A 14,148-nucleotide genomic window follows, 5' to 3' on the forward strand; every position below is an offset into this window, starting at 1 on the left:
AGGGCTTGGCAAACCGGGGCGACCATCTATGTGTCAGCAAGAGTGCACGCACAGTAACAGTGGCCTATCGAAAGCCCCCAAAGAGACGCATTACCGACCTAGTGTTCGACTCGACTGGCCTCAAGATATTTGGAGATGGTGAGTGGAAGGTCAAAAAACACGGCGGCGAGTGCGGTGCAAGTTGCATCTGGCAGTAGACCCGGCCACTCACGATATCGTGGCGGTGGAAGTGTCATTGGAAAATGTCCATGATGCCGAAGCTCAACCCACTGGCAGAGACGGCGATGTATCGGTTCAAGCAGTTGATGAAGGGCAAAATCAATCTGCGACATACAACGCTCAGGTAGAGGACATGACGGTGTTGTGAGCGCTATAAACAAACTGAATAGTCTTGGCTTGCCGGCCACAAACCAAAGTGTAACTGCTACTTGGGGAAGGGAAATCTGCGTTTTCTGATTGATCTGCCCCCCCCCTGAGCAATTGTATCAATCAGCAAATACCACTATTGATGAGTGGTAGCGAGCCATCATCGTTGCTATGACCATGAAGCCAGCAACACTAAATGGTGCAACTAACTATTCACGGCTCCAGCATCTACACAGAAGGTAACCGGGTTGATGTATTGAAATTGGGAGAACAGGTGGATGACCTTACACATAAGGCGCGTATGACAAGAGTAAGAAACGACCCATTCTATACTCTTCACAACAAGTACGCCAACAAGTACGCCGACGATAAACTCACACTAAAATCGTTAACTAAAAAACCTAACCCATTGTTTTATATGGTGCCGATAAGGGGAATCGAACTCCTGACCTTCGCATTACGAATGCGCAGCTCTACCAACTGAGCTATACCGGCTTGTTGCCATTCAGATTCATGAAAAATGGCCGACGTGTCAATCGAGCCAACTCAATTTTATGAGTTGGCTCATGGTGTTAGCAGTCTTAGAGATCGACGAACTCGGGAATATGGGCGCGGCCACGGCTTTCGAGGAAATCGAGCAGGGCGCGGGGGGAGCGCACCAGGATCCGCTCTTGCGGGAAGCCCGCTTCGGTCACCAGACGGTGACAGTGGTCAAAATCGCCGAGGCTGAAGGCGACGTGGGAGTCGGATCCGAAAGTGAGATAGGCCCCCAGATCTCGCGCAGCTTCGACGATGGCGCGGCAGTTGCCTTCACTGCCCGGGCGCGAGTGAATGAAGGAGGAGTTGTTGATCTCCAGCGCCACCCGATAGTCGGCGGCCGCCTTGACCACCGCCTGAATGTCGATGGGAAATGCGGGATTACCCGGGTGGCTGATCATGTCAACCCGGCCGCTCTTGATGGCGTTAATCATCGCCTGGGTATGGGCGGCCTGATCGCAGGGAGGGAATACCTGCTCATGAAAGCCCGCCATGATCATGTCGAGGCGCGACTCGTAACGCTCGGGAAAGTCGATCTCCCCTTCCAGGTTTTTGATGTTGGCTTCGATACCCCGCAGGATCCCGACTCCATCCACCACCCTTGGCAGTATTGGCAAGTTGGCAAAGTGCCAGACATGAGGTGCATCGGCCATCTCGGGGCCGTGATCCGTGGTGGCAAACAGCTTGATCCCCTTGGCCTTGGCTATCGGCAGATAGTCGTGAATGGTACTGTAGGCGTGGGTGCTGGCAATGGTGTGAGTGTGGGTATCGACCGGGTACTTCATCTTCTCTCCCCTTTAGATATTAGGGGAGCAGCATAACAAAGAGTGGCAGCTTGGGCCACGCCAGTGCTTGCCACACTTTGTCACAAAATACCGCGAAGCTGACATAGTCTGAGGGGCTCTGGCTGGCATACTGCCCCCGTCGATACATGCCTGAACTCGCATCGACAGTTTGCCGTCAGGATGACGCGAACTCACTTTCCCCACCGTCGCGCCCTGCGGCGGTTTTTTTTGCCTGCAAACCGCAAACCGGTAACAAACGCGCAAAAAAAAGGCCCAACTAGCATGGTGCAGGTTGGGCGAGACTTAATGTTTAATTGCAGTGGCATAGATATAGAGTCCTGCTTATTGACTAAGTTCCGCCCACTTTGCTTTTTTCATCGAAAAACATTCCGCTAACACTCATTCACATTCTCTTGACACTTCACGTTATGAAACGTACTTTTTAAACATTCGTTTAAGTGAGGTGTCCAGTGAGTAAAATCGATACCAAAAACCGTATTCTCGATGCCGCTGAAGTGCTGTTTGCCGAGCGGGGATTCGCCGATACCTCTTTGCGTCTGATCACCAGCGAGGCCGACGTCAATCTGGCGTCGGTGAACTATCACTTCGGCTCCAAGAAGGAGCTGATCCAGGCGGTACTCGACCGTTACCTGAGCCTGTTTATGCCCGATCTCGACGCCCGCCTGCGGGTGTTGATGGAACAGGAGCAGCTGACCCTGCTGCAGCTGTTTGAAAGCTTTGTCGAACCGCTGATGAAACTCTCGGCGGTGCGGGCCAACGGCCCGGCCATCTTTATGCAACTGCTGGGGCGCGGCTATATCGACAGCCAGGGCCACCTACGCCGCTTTATCACCGCCCACTACGGCCCCATTCTGATGCGGATCACCCAGGCGATATCCAAGGCCAATCCGGCCCTGTCGCCAGCAGATCTCTTCTGGCGCCTGCACTTCACCCTGGGTACCGTCGTATTCACCATGGCCTCCGCCGATGCGCTGCGCGACATCGCCCTGGCCGACTTTGGCCAGCAGCTCGATGTGGAAGGGCTGGTGCGCAACGTTATTCCTTATCTGGCGTCCGGAGTCGGGGCGCCCGTGGAGTCGACCAGGCTCTCCCTGGCCGTGTAACAACCAACAATAAATCAACGGAAACAGTGAAATAGAAGGAACTTCGGTATGATCACATTGCTTGTCCTGCTGGTGCTGGCGATAGCCGTTGTGCTCGGCGTGCCCTCCATCCGTAAAAAGGTGGTAACCCGTCCGGTGTTCGGCATCTTCAAAAAGATACTGCCGCCCTTGTCAGCTACCGAGCGGGAGGCCATGGAAGCCGGCTCCGTCTGGTGGGATGGCGAGTTGTTTCGCGGCAACCCCGACTGGAAAAAACTGCACGGTTACGGCAAGGCCGAACTGAGCGCCGAAGAGCAGGCCTTTATCGACAATCAGGTCGAAACCCTGCTCGCCATGGTTGATGACTTCAAGATCGTCAACGAAACCAAAGACCTGCCGGAACCGGTGTGGGACTATCTGAAGAAGGAAGGCTTCTTCTCCCTGATCATCCCGAAATCCTACGGCGGCCGTGAATTCTCGGCGATCGCCAACTCCACCATCGTCACCCGCATCGCCACCAAGAGCCTGAGCGTGGCGGTCACCGTCATGGTGCCGAACTCCCTCGGCCCGGGCGAGCTGCTGATGCACTACGGCACCCAGGCCCAGAAAGATTTCTGGCTGCCGGGGCTGGCCAATGGCAAAGAGGTGCCCTGCTTCGCCCTGACCGGGCCGGAAGCGGGCTCCGATGCCGGCGCCATTCCTGATAAGGGGATCGTCTGCAAGGGGATGCACAAGGGCGAAGAGGTGCTGGGTATTCGCCTCAACTGGAACAAGCGCTACATCACCCTGGCCCCTCGTGCCACCGTGCTGGGGCTGGCGTTCAAACTCTATGACCCGGAAAAGCTGCTGGGTGACAAGGAAGAGCTCGGCATCACCTGCGCGCTCATCCCCACCAGCCACCCCGGCGTGCGCGTCGGCGATCGCCACTATCCCATGGGTCTGGCGTTCCTGAACGGCCCGACTTTCGGCAAAGATGTGTTCATTCCGCTCGACTGGATCATCGGTGGCCCGGATTACGCCGGTCGCGGCTGGCGCATGCTGGTGGAGTGTCTCTCCGCCGGTCGCGGCATCTCGCTGCCTGCCCTGGGCACCGCCTGTGGTCACATGGCGAGCCGCACCGTGGGCGCCTACTCCTACGTGCGCAAGCAGTTCGGCATGTCCATCGGCAAGTTTGAAGGGGTGCAAGAGGCGCTGGCCCGCATCGGCGGCCTCACCTATCAGCTGGAAGGGGCCCGTCGCATGACCGCCGGCTCGCTGGACTTGGGTCAGGCACCGGCCATCGTTACCGCCATCTCCAAGTACCACATGACCGAGATGGCGCGCCAGATCATGGATGACTCCATGGATATCCACGCCGGTCGTGCCATCCAGCTCGGTCCGAAAAACTACACCGGCTACGCCTACATGGGGATTCCGGTGGCTATCACGGTGGAAGGGGCCAACATCCTGACCCGTAACCTGATGATCTTCGGGCAAGGGGCCACCCGCTGCCACCCGTACGTCTTTGCCGAGCTGGAAGCGGCCGCCGACACCGACGTGGAGCGCGGTCTCGAGAAGTTTGACGCCCTGTTGATGAAGCACATCGCCTTCGGCGCCGGCAACTTCTTCGGCGCCCTGTTCCAGGGGCTGACCCTGGGTCAGTTCAACAGCGCGCCGGTAGCCGGCGAAACCGCCCGCTACTACAAACAGCTGTCTCGCATGAGTAAAGGGCTGGCCCTGTGTGCCGACGTCTCCATGCTGATGCTGGGTGGCGATCTCAAGCGCAAGGAGATGATCTCTGCCCGTCTGGGTGACGTGCTGAGCCACCTCTATCTGGCCTCCGCCACCCTCAAACACTACGAGGATCAGGGCCGCATGGTCTCCGATCTGCCGTTCGTGCAGTACGCGGTGGAGCGCAACCTCTACCTGATTGGCAAGGCGTTCGAGGGCTTCTTCCAGAACTTCCCGAACAAGGTGGTGGGTGCCGTGCTCAAGCGCGTGGTGTTCCCGTTCGGCGTCGGTTACAAGATGCCAGCCGACGACCGCTGCCACGCCATCTGTCTGGCCATGATGAAACCGGGCGAGCTGCGCGACCGTCTGACCGCCCTCTGTTATGTGGGCAAGGACGACGCGGATCCGGTCGGTCTGATGGAACGTGCCTTCCAGGCCATGGTTTCAGTGCAGCCCTACGAGAAGAAGCTGGTACAGGCCCAGAAAGAGGGCAAACTGCCCCGCAAGCTGGCCCTGCCGGAGCTGGTCGAAGCCGCCCTGGCCAAATCCATCCTGAGCAAGGACGAGGCGGACAAGCTGCTGGCCGCCGATGCCCTGCGCTACGAGGCAATCCAGGTGGACAACTTCGCACCCGGCGAGCTGGAAGGCTTCTCCCAGCAACCAAGCAAGCAGCCAAACAAGGTCGAGCACGCGGCCTGATCCTGACACCACTCTGTTATGACGCAACGGCCCTTCGGGGCCGTTTTTGTTATATTAAAGCCATCTTTTTACTGTTCGTACATACAGTGTGCAGCCAAACGGGCCACAGTTTGCTATCTTGGCGGCCATCACTCGCGTTTAGAGCAATCAACACCCATGAGCATTATTTTGGGCATCGATCCGGGTTCGCGGATCACCGGATACGGGGTTATCCGGGTCGTGGGCGGCAAGGCCGAATACTTAGGCTCTGGCTGCATCCGCACCGATTGCGGCGAGCTGCCGGAGCGCCTCAAGCAGGTCTATGACGGGGTATGCGAGATCATCACCCAGTTCAAACCCACCGAGTTTGCCATCGAGCGGGTCTTTATGGCCCGCAACGCCGACTCGGCTCTGAAACTGGGGCAGGCCCGTGGCAGCGCCATCGTCGCCGCGGTCAACGCCTATCTGCCGGTGAGCGAGTATTCCGCCACCCAGATCAAGCAGGCAGTGGTCGGCACCGGCGGCGCCGCCAAGGAGCAGGTGCAGCACATGGTGACCCATCTGCTGAAACTCTCCGCCACCCCGCAGGCGGATGCGGCGGATGCCCTCGGCGTGGCCCTTTGCCACCTGCACACCCGCCAGAGCCTGATCAAGATGGCCGGCCGCGCCAGCAGCTCGGTACGTGGTCGCTATCGCTGAGCCCTTGCTTACCCGCACGGCTCACCTCTGTATCGCTAAATAAAAAACCGCCCCGGATCTCCGGGGCGGTTTTGTTTTGGGCAGGTAACAACCGGCTGAACTTGTCAGATGCATGATCTCTAACGTGGCCGCCCATTTATTCAGCCGCATTATTCAACCGCGGTATTCGCCCCGGCGAGTCGGGCCTGCTGCTCACCACGCTTTTCCAGCGCCGAACTCATGGCGAGGGAGAGCGCCTCCAGCTGGCCATCTAGGCTGGCATCGATGATCCCCACCTCGGTCTCGAGGATGCAGCCCCCCTGATCGAGGCGGGCATCGGCGGAGATCTCGAGGTAACCGATTTCGGGGAAATCCTTGTGTACCCGGGCGATCTGGTCGCGCACCGCCTGCACCTGCTCGGGGTGAACCCGTATCGTCACCTGCTTCTGGTTGCTCACCAACGAGAGCGCCTCACGCACCACCTTGAGGGTGAGCGCCACCTGATCGTAATCGTGCAGGATCTTGCGCACCGCCTGCAGCACCACCTCGCTCATCTGCTGCTCCACGGTGCGATAGTACCCCTGGCACTGCAACTGGGTCTGGTGGATCAGCACCGCCTGTTCGCGCCGGGCCTCGTCAATCCCGGCTTGCCAGCCAAGGCTCTTCTGCTCTTCATAGACGGCGCGGGCCTCGGCCACGATATCGGCCGCCTGGGCGCGGGCGGCCTCTACCAGCTCCTGTGCGCTCAGGTAGGAGAGGTAATCCTGGCTACGCAACATACGCTGGCTTGGCGCCAGTTGCAGATGGTCACTCTTTATTTCAACAAATGGCAGCATTGGGGGGTTACCTGTTTGGCAATCTTGAGACAAAGCGCCCGGGCCAGTGGCTGCTGGTCAGCCGCCAGAGGCCATGATGGCCCGGGTGGCGCCGGGGGAAGGCGCAGGGCGAGACGGCGGGCCCAGTCAGGGTAGCCCTCCCCGGCCGCCGCCAGCCAGAACTGCAAGCCCGCCTCCTCCAGCAGGCCCTCATCGAGTTGAGCGGGCAGCGGCCGCTGCCAACCTGCGGGCCAGGGGCCGATCAACAAGTCGAGCTGGGAGAGTACGGCTCTGTGCCCCTCCTCCCCCAGCCGGGCGATGATCTGGCGCAGCGTTGGTGCCAGCAGGCAGTGGCGGATCGCCTCTCCGTGCAACACGGCCCCCAGACGGCGCAACAACAACACCAGCTCGCTTTGGGGAAAGAGCGCCAATCCCCCCAGAGGCGCGGGCATCTCGTAGCCAATCCCCAATGCCAGCGCCTCGAGCAAGGCGCCGTTACTGGCTGGCAACGTCCGCCACCCCGGCAGGAGCTCCGGCACCTGCGCCCAGGATGAGGGCAAGTGCGCCTCATGGAGGTAACTGGCCGGGCAAAAGCGCAGCTGATAGGGGGTCAAACCGACCGTCATCCGCGACTCCGGCTCCGGTGCCACATGTATTGCGCCAGGTTGCTGGTCACCACCAGCGCCAACAACAGGGCAATCAAGCCACCCAGCCGCCATTTTGAACCTTCGCTCACTTCAATGGAGAACAGCGAGGTATTGCGCGGCATCAACGGGCTCTGGCGCACATCGGCCGAGGGCACCAGCACCACGCTGATCCGGTCGTAGGCGAGCCCTTCGATGCTGTTGTTGACCAGCTGCTTGATCTGCGGAATATAGGTATCGAGCTGGATATCTGCCGCATGCTTGATAAAGACCGAGGCCGAGGCGGGCGAGGGTTTCTTGCTGATCCCCTCATTGCCTTCCGGCAGCACCACATGGACGCGAGCCACCAGCACGCCATCGATTTCCGACAGGGTATTGGAGATCTCCTGCGCCTTGGCATAGGTGAGACGAGCCCGCTCCTCGGTCGGCGAGGAGATAAGGCCATCCTTGGGGAACACATCCTGCAGGGTGGAGAAGCTCTCCCGCGGATAGCCCTTGCGTTTAAGGGTCTCGATGGCTTGCGCCACGTCGGACTCCTCCACCAGCAGCTTGATATGGCCATCCTTGTCCGGCTGCTTGTCCGAGGCGATCCCCTCGGTCTGCAGCAACGCCAGCATCTCGTTGCCCTCTTTCTGAGTGACCCCGGTATAGAGCTCCACTTTGCAGCCGCTGAGCAGCAGCGAGGCGCCAAGCACCCCCATCAGCATCGATCTCTTCACACTACCTCACTGGGTCTTCAACAGGGTTTCTACGTTCTGGCTCATCTTGCCCACGGTCTTGGCAATCAGCTCCTCCTGCATGGTGATCCGCATCAGCGACCACTGCATCTGCATCAGGCTGTTGGGGTCATCCCCCGGGGTGGCCAGCTCGGCTTGCAGGCTCTGCTTGGCCTCGACAAACTGCTGTTTCAACTCCCCCAGCTCCCCCAGCAGGGAGCTCCCCATCCCCTGGGATGTACTCCCCATCGCCTGTTCAAAACTGGCGACATGGGGCGAGGAGAGATCCACCGCTTTCAACTCATCCAGGCTGGTGACCACCGCCTGGGCAGACTGTGCAATTTCCATCACGCCTCCAGATCAAGTTTGTGCGAATTACGCATCAGATTGTCCACCATGCCGTTGAGCGGGATCAGGGTCATCAGCTCGCGCCGGGCCAGTGCATCGAGAAACGCATGTTCTGCGGGCACAGCGCCCTGCCCGTCCCTCAGCTCACTCAACAAGTTCAGCAACACCTTCTCCCGCCGCGACGCCAAGGGGTCAAACTCCCGCATGGTTGCTCGCAGCTCCGGCAGATCGATGGCATCCACCACCGGCGGCTGGCGCTCGACAAAACGTGCGATCAGCTTGTCGGTGACCGGGGCAAACAGCTGCTTGCCAATCTCCGGCGCCGGTTTGTCGCCCTGTTGGTAGATCTGCCAGAGCAGTTCACGCTTGGCAGCTGGCGCCACACCAGCAAGCAAACCGTCAAGGGGAGCCCCCTGTTGCCAGCGCTCGAACAGATCCGGCTCGGGCGCCTTGGCCAGCAGTCGTTCGAACTGGCGTTGGGCCATGGATTCGGGCGGGAGCGGCTGGCGCTGCGGCTGCTCTCCCCCCAGCTGATCGCTGCTTTCAATTTTCATGATGCCATCTGCTCACGCAGACCTGCGGCAAACTGTTGTAAGGCAGGCTGGCCGCTCTGCTCCAGTCGCAGCAACCGGGCGGCCAGCGCCTCCTGTTGGCCAAGCCGCCACTCGCACAGAGCCAGCCAGGGCTCGATATCCGGCGTGCAGTGCTCGCCACCCAGCAGCAAGGCGGCCTGATAATCTCCCCGGTTCATCAGGGAGGAGAGGCGAATGAGCGTCACGCATTCGATCATCTCCGGTTCGCCCGCCAGCCAGTCGGCGATGGTGGCCGCCTCCTGGTGGCAATGGTGGCCGGTGCCTGCCAGCGCAAGCTCGGCCAGCTGTCGCTTGAGTTGAGAGTTCATCATCAAATCTTCTGCAAAATACCCTGCATCAGGTCTTTCATAGCCCGAGTCACGGTGGAGTTGATGTTGTAGATCACCGACCACTTGTTGATCTTGTGCTGCAGCTCGGCCAACCGTGCCGGATCATCCGGCGAGGTTTTCAACGCCTCAATCGCCTTTTGAACTTCCTCATTGGCTTTGTTTGCCTGGTCTTTCAGATTCTCGGCAACCTTGTCCAGGGTATTCCCCGGGTTAAAAATATCGGCCATCTCTCATACTCCCTCTATCTGTTCAAGTATCTTCATGCCCGCCTCGATGGCATCGGCCTGCTGTTGCCACGCCTGATACTGTTGCGGGGTTCCCCCACGCATCAGCTGCCGCTTCACTGCGCCCTGTGCCTGCACAAGCTGCTCGCGCAGCTCGCGGGTAAAGGAGGGGTCAGCGCCGGACAGTCGCGCTTCCATACTGGTCATCATGCTGCTCGACTCCTTTTAATTTGACGATGTATTGCTGCTTGCCCTTGCTCACCACCACCGCATCGCGGCGAATGGCCAGCACGCGCACGCCGCTGGCAGTTGCGCCCCCGACCGGATAGCGCTGGTTGTCCGCCAGGATCACGTAGGGCACCCGGCCAAACGAGACGCTGCGCACATCGAACTCCAGCTCATCCTGGCGCGGCGTTCTGGTCTGATTGATCAGCTCCAGCATCGGGTAGGCACCGAACTCCCGGCGAAACTGCTGGTTCACCAGCTGAAACTGGCCAAGCTCGCGCTCATCCAGCTGACCGGAGAGTTCGAGTCGACCACCTGCCTCGCGCACCCGCAATGCGCCAGCCAGCCCCTGCTCCTGCAGCAAGGCATCGAGCCGCTTGCGATAGGCCCCGGCAATCTGTACCTGATTCTCAACCCCCAGCAGGCCGGGCACCTCCTGCTTGAGCAGGGATTCAATGCTGCTCCATTTGCCATCCTGCCCCTGAATTTCACCGCTGAGCTTGAGCCAGCCGGGCTCCTTGCCATTGCGGATCTGCAGCTGTTCATAACCCAGCTTCTGCAAGATAAAACCGGCCCCCTGCCGCAAATCTTCCATGGTGCGCAGCTCGAGCCGATAGCTGAAACCATTGCTATCGAGGTACTGCTGCAGCGCAAGACGCGCGCTGTTCTCATCGACGTAACCCGAGAGTTGCCACAGCTCGGGATCGCTGTTGTTCAACACCACCTGACGGTAGTTCGGCGCGGCCAGAAAGCGCTTCAATGCCTGCTCTGTGCGCGCAGATTCGTTCTCGTCAGCGCCATGCCACCAGCCAGTGCCGAGCAGCAAGATCACCGCGACAACCAGACTCAGACAGAGGGCGCCCATCCAGACATCGGCGCCAGTCGCCCGCCGCCGCGGCGCACGGGATGGCGCAGTCACCAGGGCCTGCGCATCGAGCTGTTCGGGCAGTGAACGGCTGCTGTCACAGAAACTCCAGAGCAACGGGCCAGCCTCCAGTCGCGCCCCCGCCCTGAGCGTGTCCCCGGCAGTCAGGGCGACTCCGTCCTGAGTCGGAGTGATGCCGTCGGCCCAGGCTTGCAGGGTGATCCCCTCACCACTCACCAGCAGCACCAGATGCTCGGCGGCCATCCCTTCATCTACCAGCACCAGATCGGCCTTGAGCGGATCGGCGCCGATGACCTGACGCCCCTCCGGCAGAGGGACTTCCACCCCGCGGTTGAGCCCGCGATAGACACGGCACTTCCAGCTCATCGGGTGACGCCCTCGTTGCCCGCCTGCACACACCAGTTGGCAGCAGGCGTACATTTTTGATCCTTGTCCATCTCGACCAGTCGCCACCCAAGTTCGCTGCCCATCCGGCACTGGATAAGGGACGAACTCTTGCCCCCCTGACGCAGCAGTTGCTGCACATCACGGGCTGCGGCCAGCGGCTGGCACTGGGCGCCGCCCAGCACCTTGCCAAGGGAGAGGCTCTGGTTGGAAAGCTCATCAGTCCCCAGCAACCCAGCACGCAGATCCTGACCGTTACCGAGGGCCAGATAGTGGGCGATGCCGTCATCGATCAGCCGTGGTTCGATGATAAAGAGCCGCACCGAGCGCTTGGTCTGGGTATCCTTGCTGCGAAACAGCGCGCCCAGATAGGGGATGTCGCCAAGGAAGGGCACCTTGCTCAGGTTCTCGTTTATCTCGTCGCGGTAGATACCACCGATCAACAGGCTCTGGCCGTGGCTGACCCGGGCGATGGTGTCAACGACGGTACGACTGATGGTCGGGATCCCGTCAATACCGGTACTGTTAACTTTCTGCCCACCATCCTCGATGTGGAGGCTCAGGCTGATCTCGGGTCTGTCGCCCATCTGGATCACCCGGGGCGTCATTCGCAGCATGGTGCCGTAGGTGATCCCCTGCAGCTCGGCCACCCGCTCGCCGCTGATCTTCACGTAATAGGTTTCGCTGTGGTCGATCACCGCCTGGGTGTTCTCCTGGGTCAGCAGGGTCGGACGGGAGACCACCTGGGCGTTGCCTTCGCTTTCCAGCAGATTGACCCGGGCCAGCAGATAGTCGAGTCCTTTGGAGTCCACCAGACTGCCGAGCGCGGCGCCCCCTTCGATCCCCTTGCGATCGCCGGTGGTCTTGATGATCACCTGCTGGTTGGAACCGGTGCGGATCCCCACTCGCCAATCCACCCCCAGCTGGGAGAGATCTTCGGCATTGATGTCGATGATGGAGAGCGCCACTTCGATGCGGGCCGCCGGTTTGTCCAGCGCCGCAATCAGCTTGCCGTACATCGCCATCCGCTCCGGGGTATCGCGCACGATCACCGCGTTGAGGGAAGGGTCGGCCTGCACGATAGCCTGGCCGGACGTGACCGCAGCCCCTTTCTTGTTACCCTCGCCGTTGACCATCTGCACCCCGGCATCGCTGAGCAGCCTGGCCAATATGGTGGCTAAACCGGGAGCCTCCACATCGGTATCGCGATACTGGATGTTGCGATCGGTGGCCGACGCGTACTTGAGCGGGAAAATCTCGATGGCCAGCGGCCCGGTCTTCTCGCTGCGCAGCTGAGTCTGCTGCTCCAGCGCCAGCGCAGTCTGCTCGATCAATTCAAGGTAACGGGGCGGGCCAGAGACATAGACCAGCCGATTATCCGCATCGGGGCGCCAGCCAAAGCGCGGCTCCCAGATCCCGGCACGCTGCAGCGCCTGTTTCAGCTCGGCGGCACCGGTCTGCTCCAGATTGATGAGGCGGGATTGCACTTCGCTGTTCTTGAAGACGTAGAGCACATTGCCGTCGTAGTACCAGACCAGGTTGTAGAGGGAGGCGAGCTGCTGCAAGAAGGCGAGCGGCTCGTCATGTTCGAACTGGCCGTTAACCTGATCGTTGACCTTGTCGCTGACCACCACCGAGACTTCGTAGTTGGCCCCGAAGTTGACCAGCACGTCGCGCAGACTCTCCCCTTCCGCCACATAGCTGTACGGCATGGGCACCCAGTCCAGCTCCTGTGCCATGGCCGGGCGCAGCCACGCCATCACGGCGAAGCAGATCCACAACAGGGGGCGCAGCAGGGGTTGCACACTCAGGGGTGCCATATCATCTGTCTCCATTGGGGGGCCAATGCGGCCTCGGTCAATTGGGGTTCCAACCGCTCCAGCAGCGCGATGTGCTGGCTCAATCGTTCCGCCAGCAGCTGCTCGTCGAGCCACTCCAGCGCGAGCCGCGCCTCCAGCTGCAGATTGCCAAGATCATCCAGCACCAGGGCATGGGGGGCATGACGGCCCCAGGCCACTACCTGTTGCAACAGACGCTTCTGCAGCGCCGGATCATGGCTCTCAGCCCCGTTTGTCTGGCTGCTTGCAAGCGGGGTGCTCAGCAGCAATTCACCGTTTCTGGGGGTCAGAAAGAGGGGATAGCCATCGAGTCGCAGATGGTACTTTCCCTGTGCGTCGGCAATAAAAGGCCCTTGGCCAAGGTTTGCGGCCAATCGATTCAGTAGCGTGTGCATAGTTCCTCGGGCTATCTAGGGCGCAGGAGGCTGCCAGTAGAAGTGATCCTGACCCAGGGCAATGCCCCGGCCGGCCAGCCACTCGTGCAGTGTCCTGGCGGCATCATCCTGATGGGGCAGTGCCTGCAGGGCATGCCAGAATACGCCGAGCTCCAGCGGCACCGGCATCAGCAGATCCGGGTCTCCCTCCTTGCTCGTTTGCGCATACCAGGCAGGCCAGGCCAGCTGAAGGCGTCTCTCGCAATCGCTCTGCAGTTGGGTGAGCTCCTGCTCGCGCTGGCTCAGCTGTGCGAGTTGTTCGGCGATCCGGCTCTCCAGACCGGCCGGTACATCGACCACGGTCTGCCAGAACACCGCCTGGGCATTGAGCTGGCGGCGCATTACCTGCAACTGCTCCAGCTCGTTAAGCCAGGCGCCGTAGAGAGGTTCCAGATGCTGAACCCACCAGCGGTGCAAGGGATAGAGCACCCAGTGCCACAGCAAGGGACGATCCGCCATATTGATGCGATCCCCCAGCTGTTGCATCCAGTCGCAACGCTCGCTGCCTGCCAACCGCAAGATCTGTTGCAGCTCTTCGCGCGAGACGGCCAGCGCAGCATCGAGACGGCGCTGAAACCAGATGGAGCCCAACAGGCTCTCCAGCCGGGTTCTTGGCAACAGCCGTTGCAACAGGGCCATCTGCTGCGAGGTGATCACGCCGGCATCCTGATAACGGAGCACGGACAGCTGGCCGACCAGACGATCCCGACTCAGGGTATCTGGCTGGACAACGGTAACCCGACGACCTGCAAACAGGCCCTGGTTAGGTGAATGGTGATCTTGCTGACTCATGCTATGCCTTGCTCATCTTGCTGCGGGCAATAATGGAATGATGTTTCGATATGCTGGCTATTC

At 60.4% G+C, this 14,148-nt stretch carries 16 protein-coding genes, 1 tRNA gene and 1 pseudogene; 4 read left to right on the top strand and 14 right to left on the bottom strand.

Annotated features, from left to right (window positions below):
- Positions 1-20: 20 nt before the first annotated feature.
- Positions 21-456, top strand: a pseudogene (locus tag I6G90_RS09385) (transposase); the annotation flags it as partial.
- Between the two features lie 329 nt (positions 457-785).
- On the opposite strand, the gene I6G90_RS09390 reads toward I6G90_RS09385, so the two are convergent.
- Both I6G90_RS09390 and I6G90_RS09395 read right to left on the bottom strand, forming a co-directional pair.
- Positions 786-861 (bottom strand) — tRNA-Thr (locus I6G90_RS09390).
- An 86-nt stretch (positions 862-947) separates the two neighbouring features.
- Positions 948-1,688, bottom strand: coding sequence for a phosphatase (locus tag I6G90_RS09395; protein WP_197930947.1), 741 nt, complete (start codon positions 1,686-1,688; stop codon positions 948-950).
- Positions 1,689-2,158: 470 nt separating this feature from the next.
- Between I6G90_RS09395 and I6G90_RS09400 the strand changes: the two genes are divergently transcribed.
- From I6G90_RS09400 to ruvC, 3 genes are all read left to right on the top strand, one after another.
- Complete coding sequence (locus I6G90_RS09400; RefSeq protein ID WP_042020647.1) at positions 2,159-2,812, top strand: TetR/AcrR family transcriptional regulator; 654 nt, start codon at positions 2,159-2,161, stop codon at positions 2,810-2,812.
- 48 nt (positions 2,813-2,860) lie between these two features.
- Positions 2,861-5,200: an acyl-CoA dehydrogenase gene (locus I6G90_RS09405; RefSeq protein ID WP_197930949.1), complete on the top strand. Its 2,340-nt coding sequence runs from the start codon at positions 2,861-2,863 to the stop codon at positions 5,198-5,200.
- Between the two features lie 156 nt (positions 5,201-5,356).
- The gene (gene ruvC / locus I6G90_RS09410; RefSeq protein WP_005334512.1) at positions 5,357-5,878 is read left to right on the top strand and encodes a crossover junction endodeoxyribonuclease RuvC; all 522 of its coding nucleotides are present in this window, start codon (positions 5,357-5,359) and stop codon (positions 5,876-5,878) included.
- Between the two features lie 149 nt (positions 5,879-6,027).
- Here the strand turns inward: ruvC and ascL are convergent, their stop codons facing one another.
- Genes ascL through I6G90_RS09470 form a run of 12 tightly spaced genes read right to left on the bottom strand, consistent with a single transcriptional unit; the run spans position 6,028 to position 14,085 of the window.
- Positions 6,028-6,693 (bottom strand): SctL family type III secretion system stator protein AscL, encoded by a 666-nt coding sequence (gene ascL, locus I6G90_RS09415; protein ID WP_197930962.1) that lies wholly within the window; start codon positions 6,691-6,693, stop codon positions 6,028-6,030.
- Complete coding sequence (locus I6G90_RS09420; RefSeq protein WP_182937901.1) at positions 6,672-7,298, bottom strand: SctK family type III secretion system sorting platform protein; 627 nt, start codon at positions 7,296-7,298, stop codon at positions 6,672-6,674. Before I6G90_RS09420 ends, ascL begins: the two co-directional genes overlap by 22 nt.
- Positions 7,295-8,035, bottom strand: coding sequence for a SctJ family type III secretion inner membrane ring lipoprotein AscJ (gene ascJ, locus I6G90_RS09425; protein ID WP_182937902.1), 741 nt, complete (start codon positions 8,033-8,035; stop codon positions 7,295-7,297). Before ascJ ends, I6G90_RS09420 begins: the two co-directional genes overlap by 4 nt.
- A 6-nt stretch (positions 8,036-8,041) precedes the next feature.
- Entirely contained in the window at positions 8,042-8,380 is a 339-nt protein-coding gene (ascI, locus tag I6G90_RS09430) for a SctI family type III secretion system inner rod subunit AscI (RefSeq protein WP_005320806.1), read from the bottom strand.
- Positions 8,380-8,934 carry a YopR family T3SS polymerization control protein AscH gene (ascH, locus tag I6G90_RS09435; RefSeq protein WP_197930964.1) on the bottom strand — a complete coding sequence of 185 codons (555 nt, stop codon included), beginning with the start codon at positions 8,932-8,934 and terminating at the stop codon, positions 8,380-8,382. Before ascH ends, ascI begins: the two co-directional genes overlap by 1 nt.
- The gene (locus I6G90_RS09440) at positions 8,931-9,284 is read right to left on the bottom strand and encodes a YscG family type III secretion system chaperone (protein WP_197930966.1); all 354 of its coding nucleotides are present in this window, start codon (positions 9,282-9,284) and stop codon (positions 8,931-8,933) included. The genes ascH and I6G90_RS09440 overlap by 4 nt, the downstream gene beginning before the upstream one ends.
- Positions 9,284-9,529 (bottom strand): type III secretion system needle filament subunit SctF, encoded by a 246-nt coding sequence (gene sctF / locus I6G90_RS09445; RefSeq protein ID WP_058052911.1) that lies wholly within the window; start codon positions 9,527-9,529, stop codon positions 9,284-9,286. Before sctF ends, I6G90_RS09440 begins: the two co-directional genes overlap by 1 nt.
- A gap of 3 nt (positions 9,530-9,532) precedes the next feature.
- Complete coding sequence (locus I6G90_RS09450) at positions 9,533-9,736, bottom strand: EscE/YscE/SsaE family type III secretion system needle protein co-chaperone (protein WP_197930968.1); 204 nt, start codon at positions 9,734-9,736, stop codon at positions 9,533-9,535.
- Positions 9,699-11,003, bottom strand: coding sequence for a type III secretion system inner membrane ring subunit SctD (gene sctD / locus I6G90_RS09455; protein ID WP_197930970.1), 1,305 nt, complete (start codon positions 11,001-11,003; stop codon positions 9,699-9,701). Before sctD ends, I6G90_RS09450 begins: the two co-directional genes overlap by 38 nt.
- The gene (gene ascC, locus I6G90_RS09460; protein WP_197930971.1) at positions 11,000-12,856 is read right to left on the bottom strand and encodes a SctC family type III secretion system outer membrane ring subunit AscC; all 1,857 of its coding nucleotides are present in this window, start codon (positions 12,854-12,856) and stop codon (positions 11,000-11,002) included. Before ascC ends, sctD begins: the two co-directional genes overlap by 4 nt.
- On the bottom strand, positions 12,829-13,254 hold the full coding sequence (gene ascB / locus I6G90_RS09465; RefSeq protein ID WP_197930976.1) for a YscB family type III secretion system chaperone AscB: 426 nt from the start codon (positions 13,252-13,254) through the stop codon (positions 12,829-12,831). Before ascB ends, ascC begins: the two co-directional genes overlap by 28 nt.
- A gap of 15 nt (positions 13,255-13,269) precedes the next feature.
- Positions 13,270-14,085, bottom strand: a complete 816-nt coding sequence (locus I6G90_RS09470) for a T3SS regulon anti-activator ExsD domain-containing protein (protein ID WP_197930978.1) — start codon at positions 14,083-14,085, stop codon at positions 13,270-13,272.
- Between the last annotated feature and the right edge of the window lie 63 nt (positions 14,086-14,148).

Origin of the sequence: Aeromonas allosaccharophila (assembly GCF_016026615.1) — a bacterium.
GTDB lineage: Bacteria > Pseudomonadota > Gammaproteobacteria > Enterobacterales > Aeromonadaceae > Aeromonas > Aeromonas allosaccharophila.

Coding starts and splice junctions, on each gene's coding strand:
- I6G90_RS09395 (WP_197930947.1), bottom strand. CDS start 1,688: ATGAAGTACCCGGTCGATACCCACACTCACACCATTGCCAGCACCCAC.
- I6G90_RS09405 (WP_197930949.1), top strand. CDS start 2,861: ATGATCACATTGCTTGTCCTGCTGGTGCTGGCGATAGCCGTTGTGCTC.
- ruvC (WP_005334512.1), top strand. CDS start 5,357: ATGAGCATTATTTTGGGCATCGATCCGGGTTCGCGGATCACCGGATAC.
- ascL (WP_197930962.1), bottom strand. CDS start 6,693: ATGCTGCCATTTGTTGAAATAAAGAGTGACCATCTGCAACTGGCGCCA.
- I6G90_RS09420 (WP_182937901.1), bottom strand. CDS start 7,298: ATGACGGTCGGTTTGACCCCCTATCAGCTGCGCTTTTGCCCGGCCAGT.
- ascI (WP_005320806.1), bottom strand. CDS start 8,380: ATGGAAATTGCACAGTCTGCCCAGGCGGTGGTCACCAGCCTGGATGAG.
- ascH (WP_197930964.1), bottom strand. CDS start 8,934: ATGAAAATTGAAAGCAGCGATCAGCTGGGGGGAGAGCAGCCGCAGCGC.
- I6G90_RS09440 (WP_197930966.1), bottom strand. CDS start 9,284: ATGATGAACTCTCAACTCAAGCGACAGCTGGCCGAGCTTGCGCTGGCA.
- sctF (WP_058052911.1), bottom strand. CDS start 9,529: ATGGCCGATATTTTTAACCCGGGGAATACCCTGGACAAGGTTGCCGAG.
- I6G90_RS09450 (WP_197930968.1), bottom strand. CDS start 9,736: ATGATGACCAGTATGGAAGCGCGACTGTCCGGCGCTGACCCCTCCTTT.
- sctD (WP_197930970.1), bottom strand. CDS start 11,003: ATGAGCTGGAAGTGCCGTGTCTATCGCGGGCTCAACCGCGGGGTGGAA.
- ascC (WP_197930971.1), bottom strand. CDS start 12,856: ATGGAGACAGATGATATGGCACCCCTGAGTGTGCAACCCCTGCTGCGC.
- ascB (WP_197930976.1), bottom strand. CDS start 13,254: ATGCACACGCTACTGAATCGATTGGCCGCAAACCTTGGCCAAGGGCCT.
- I6G90_RS09470 (WP_197930978.1), bottom strand. CDS start 14,085: ATGAGTCAGCAAGATCACCATTCACCTAACCAGGGCCTGTTTGCAGGT.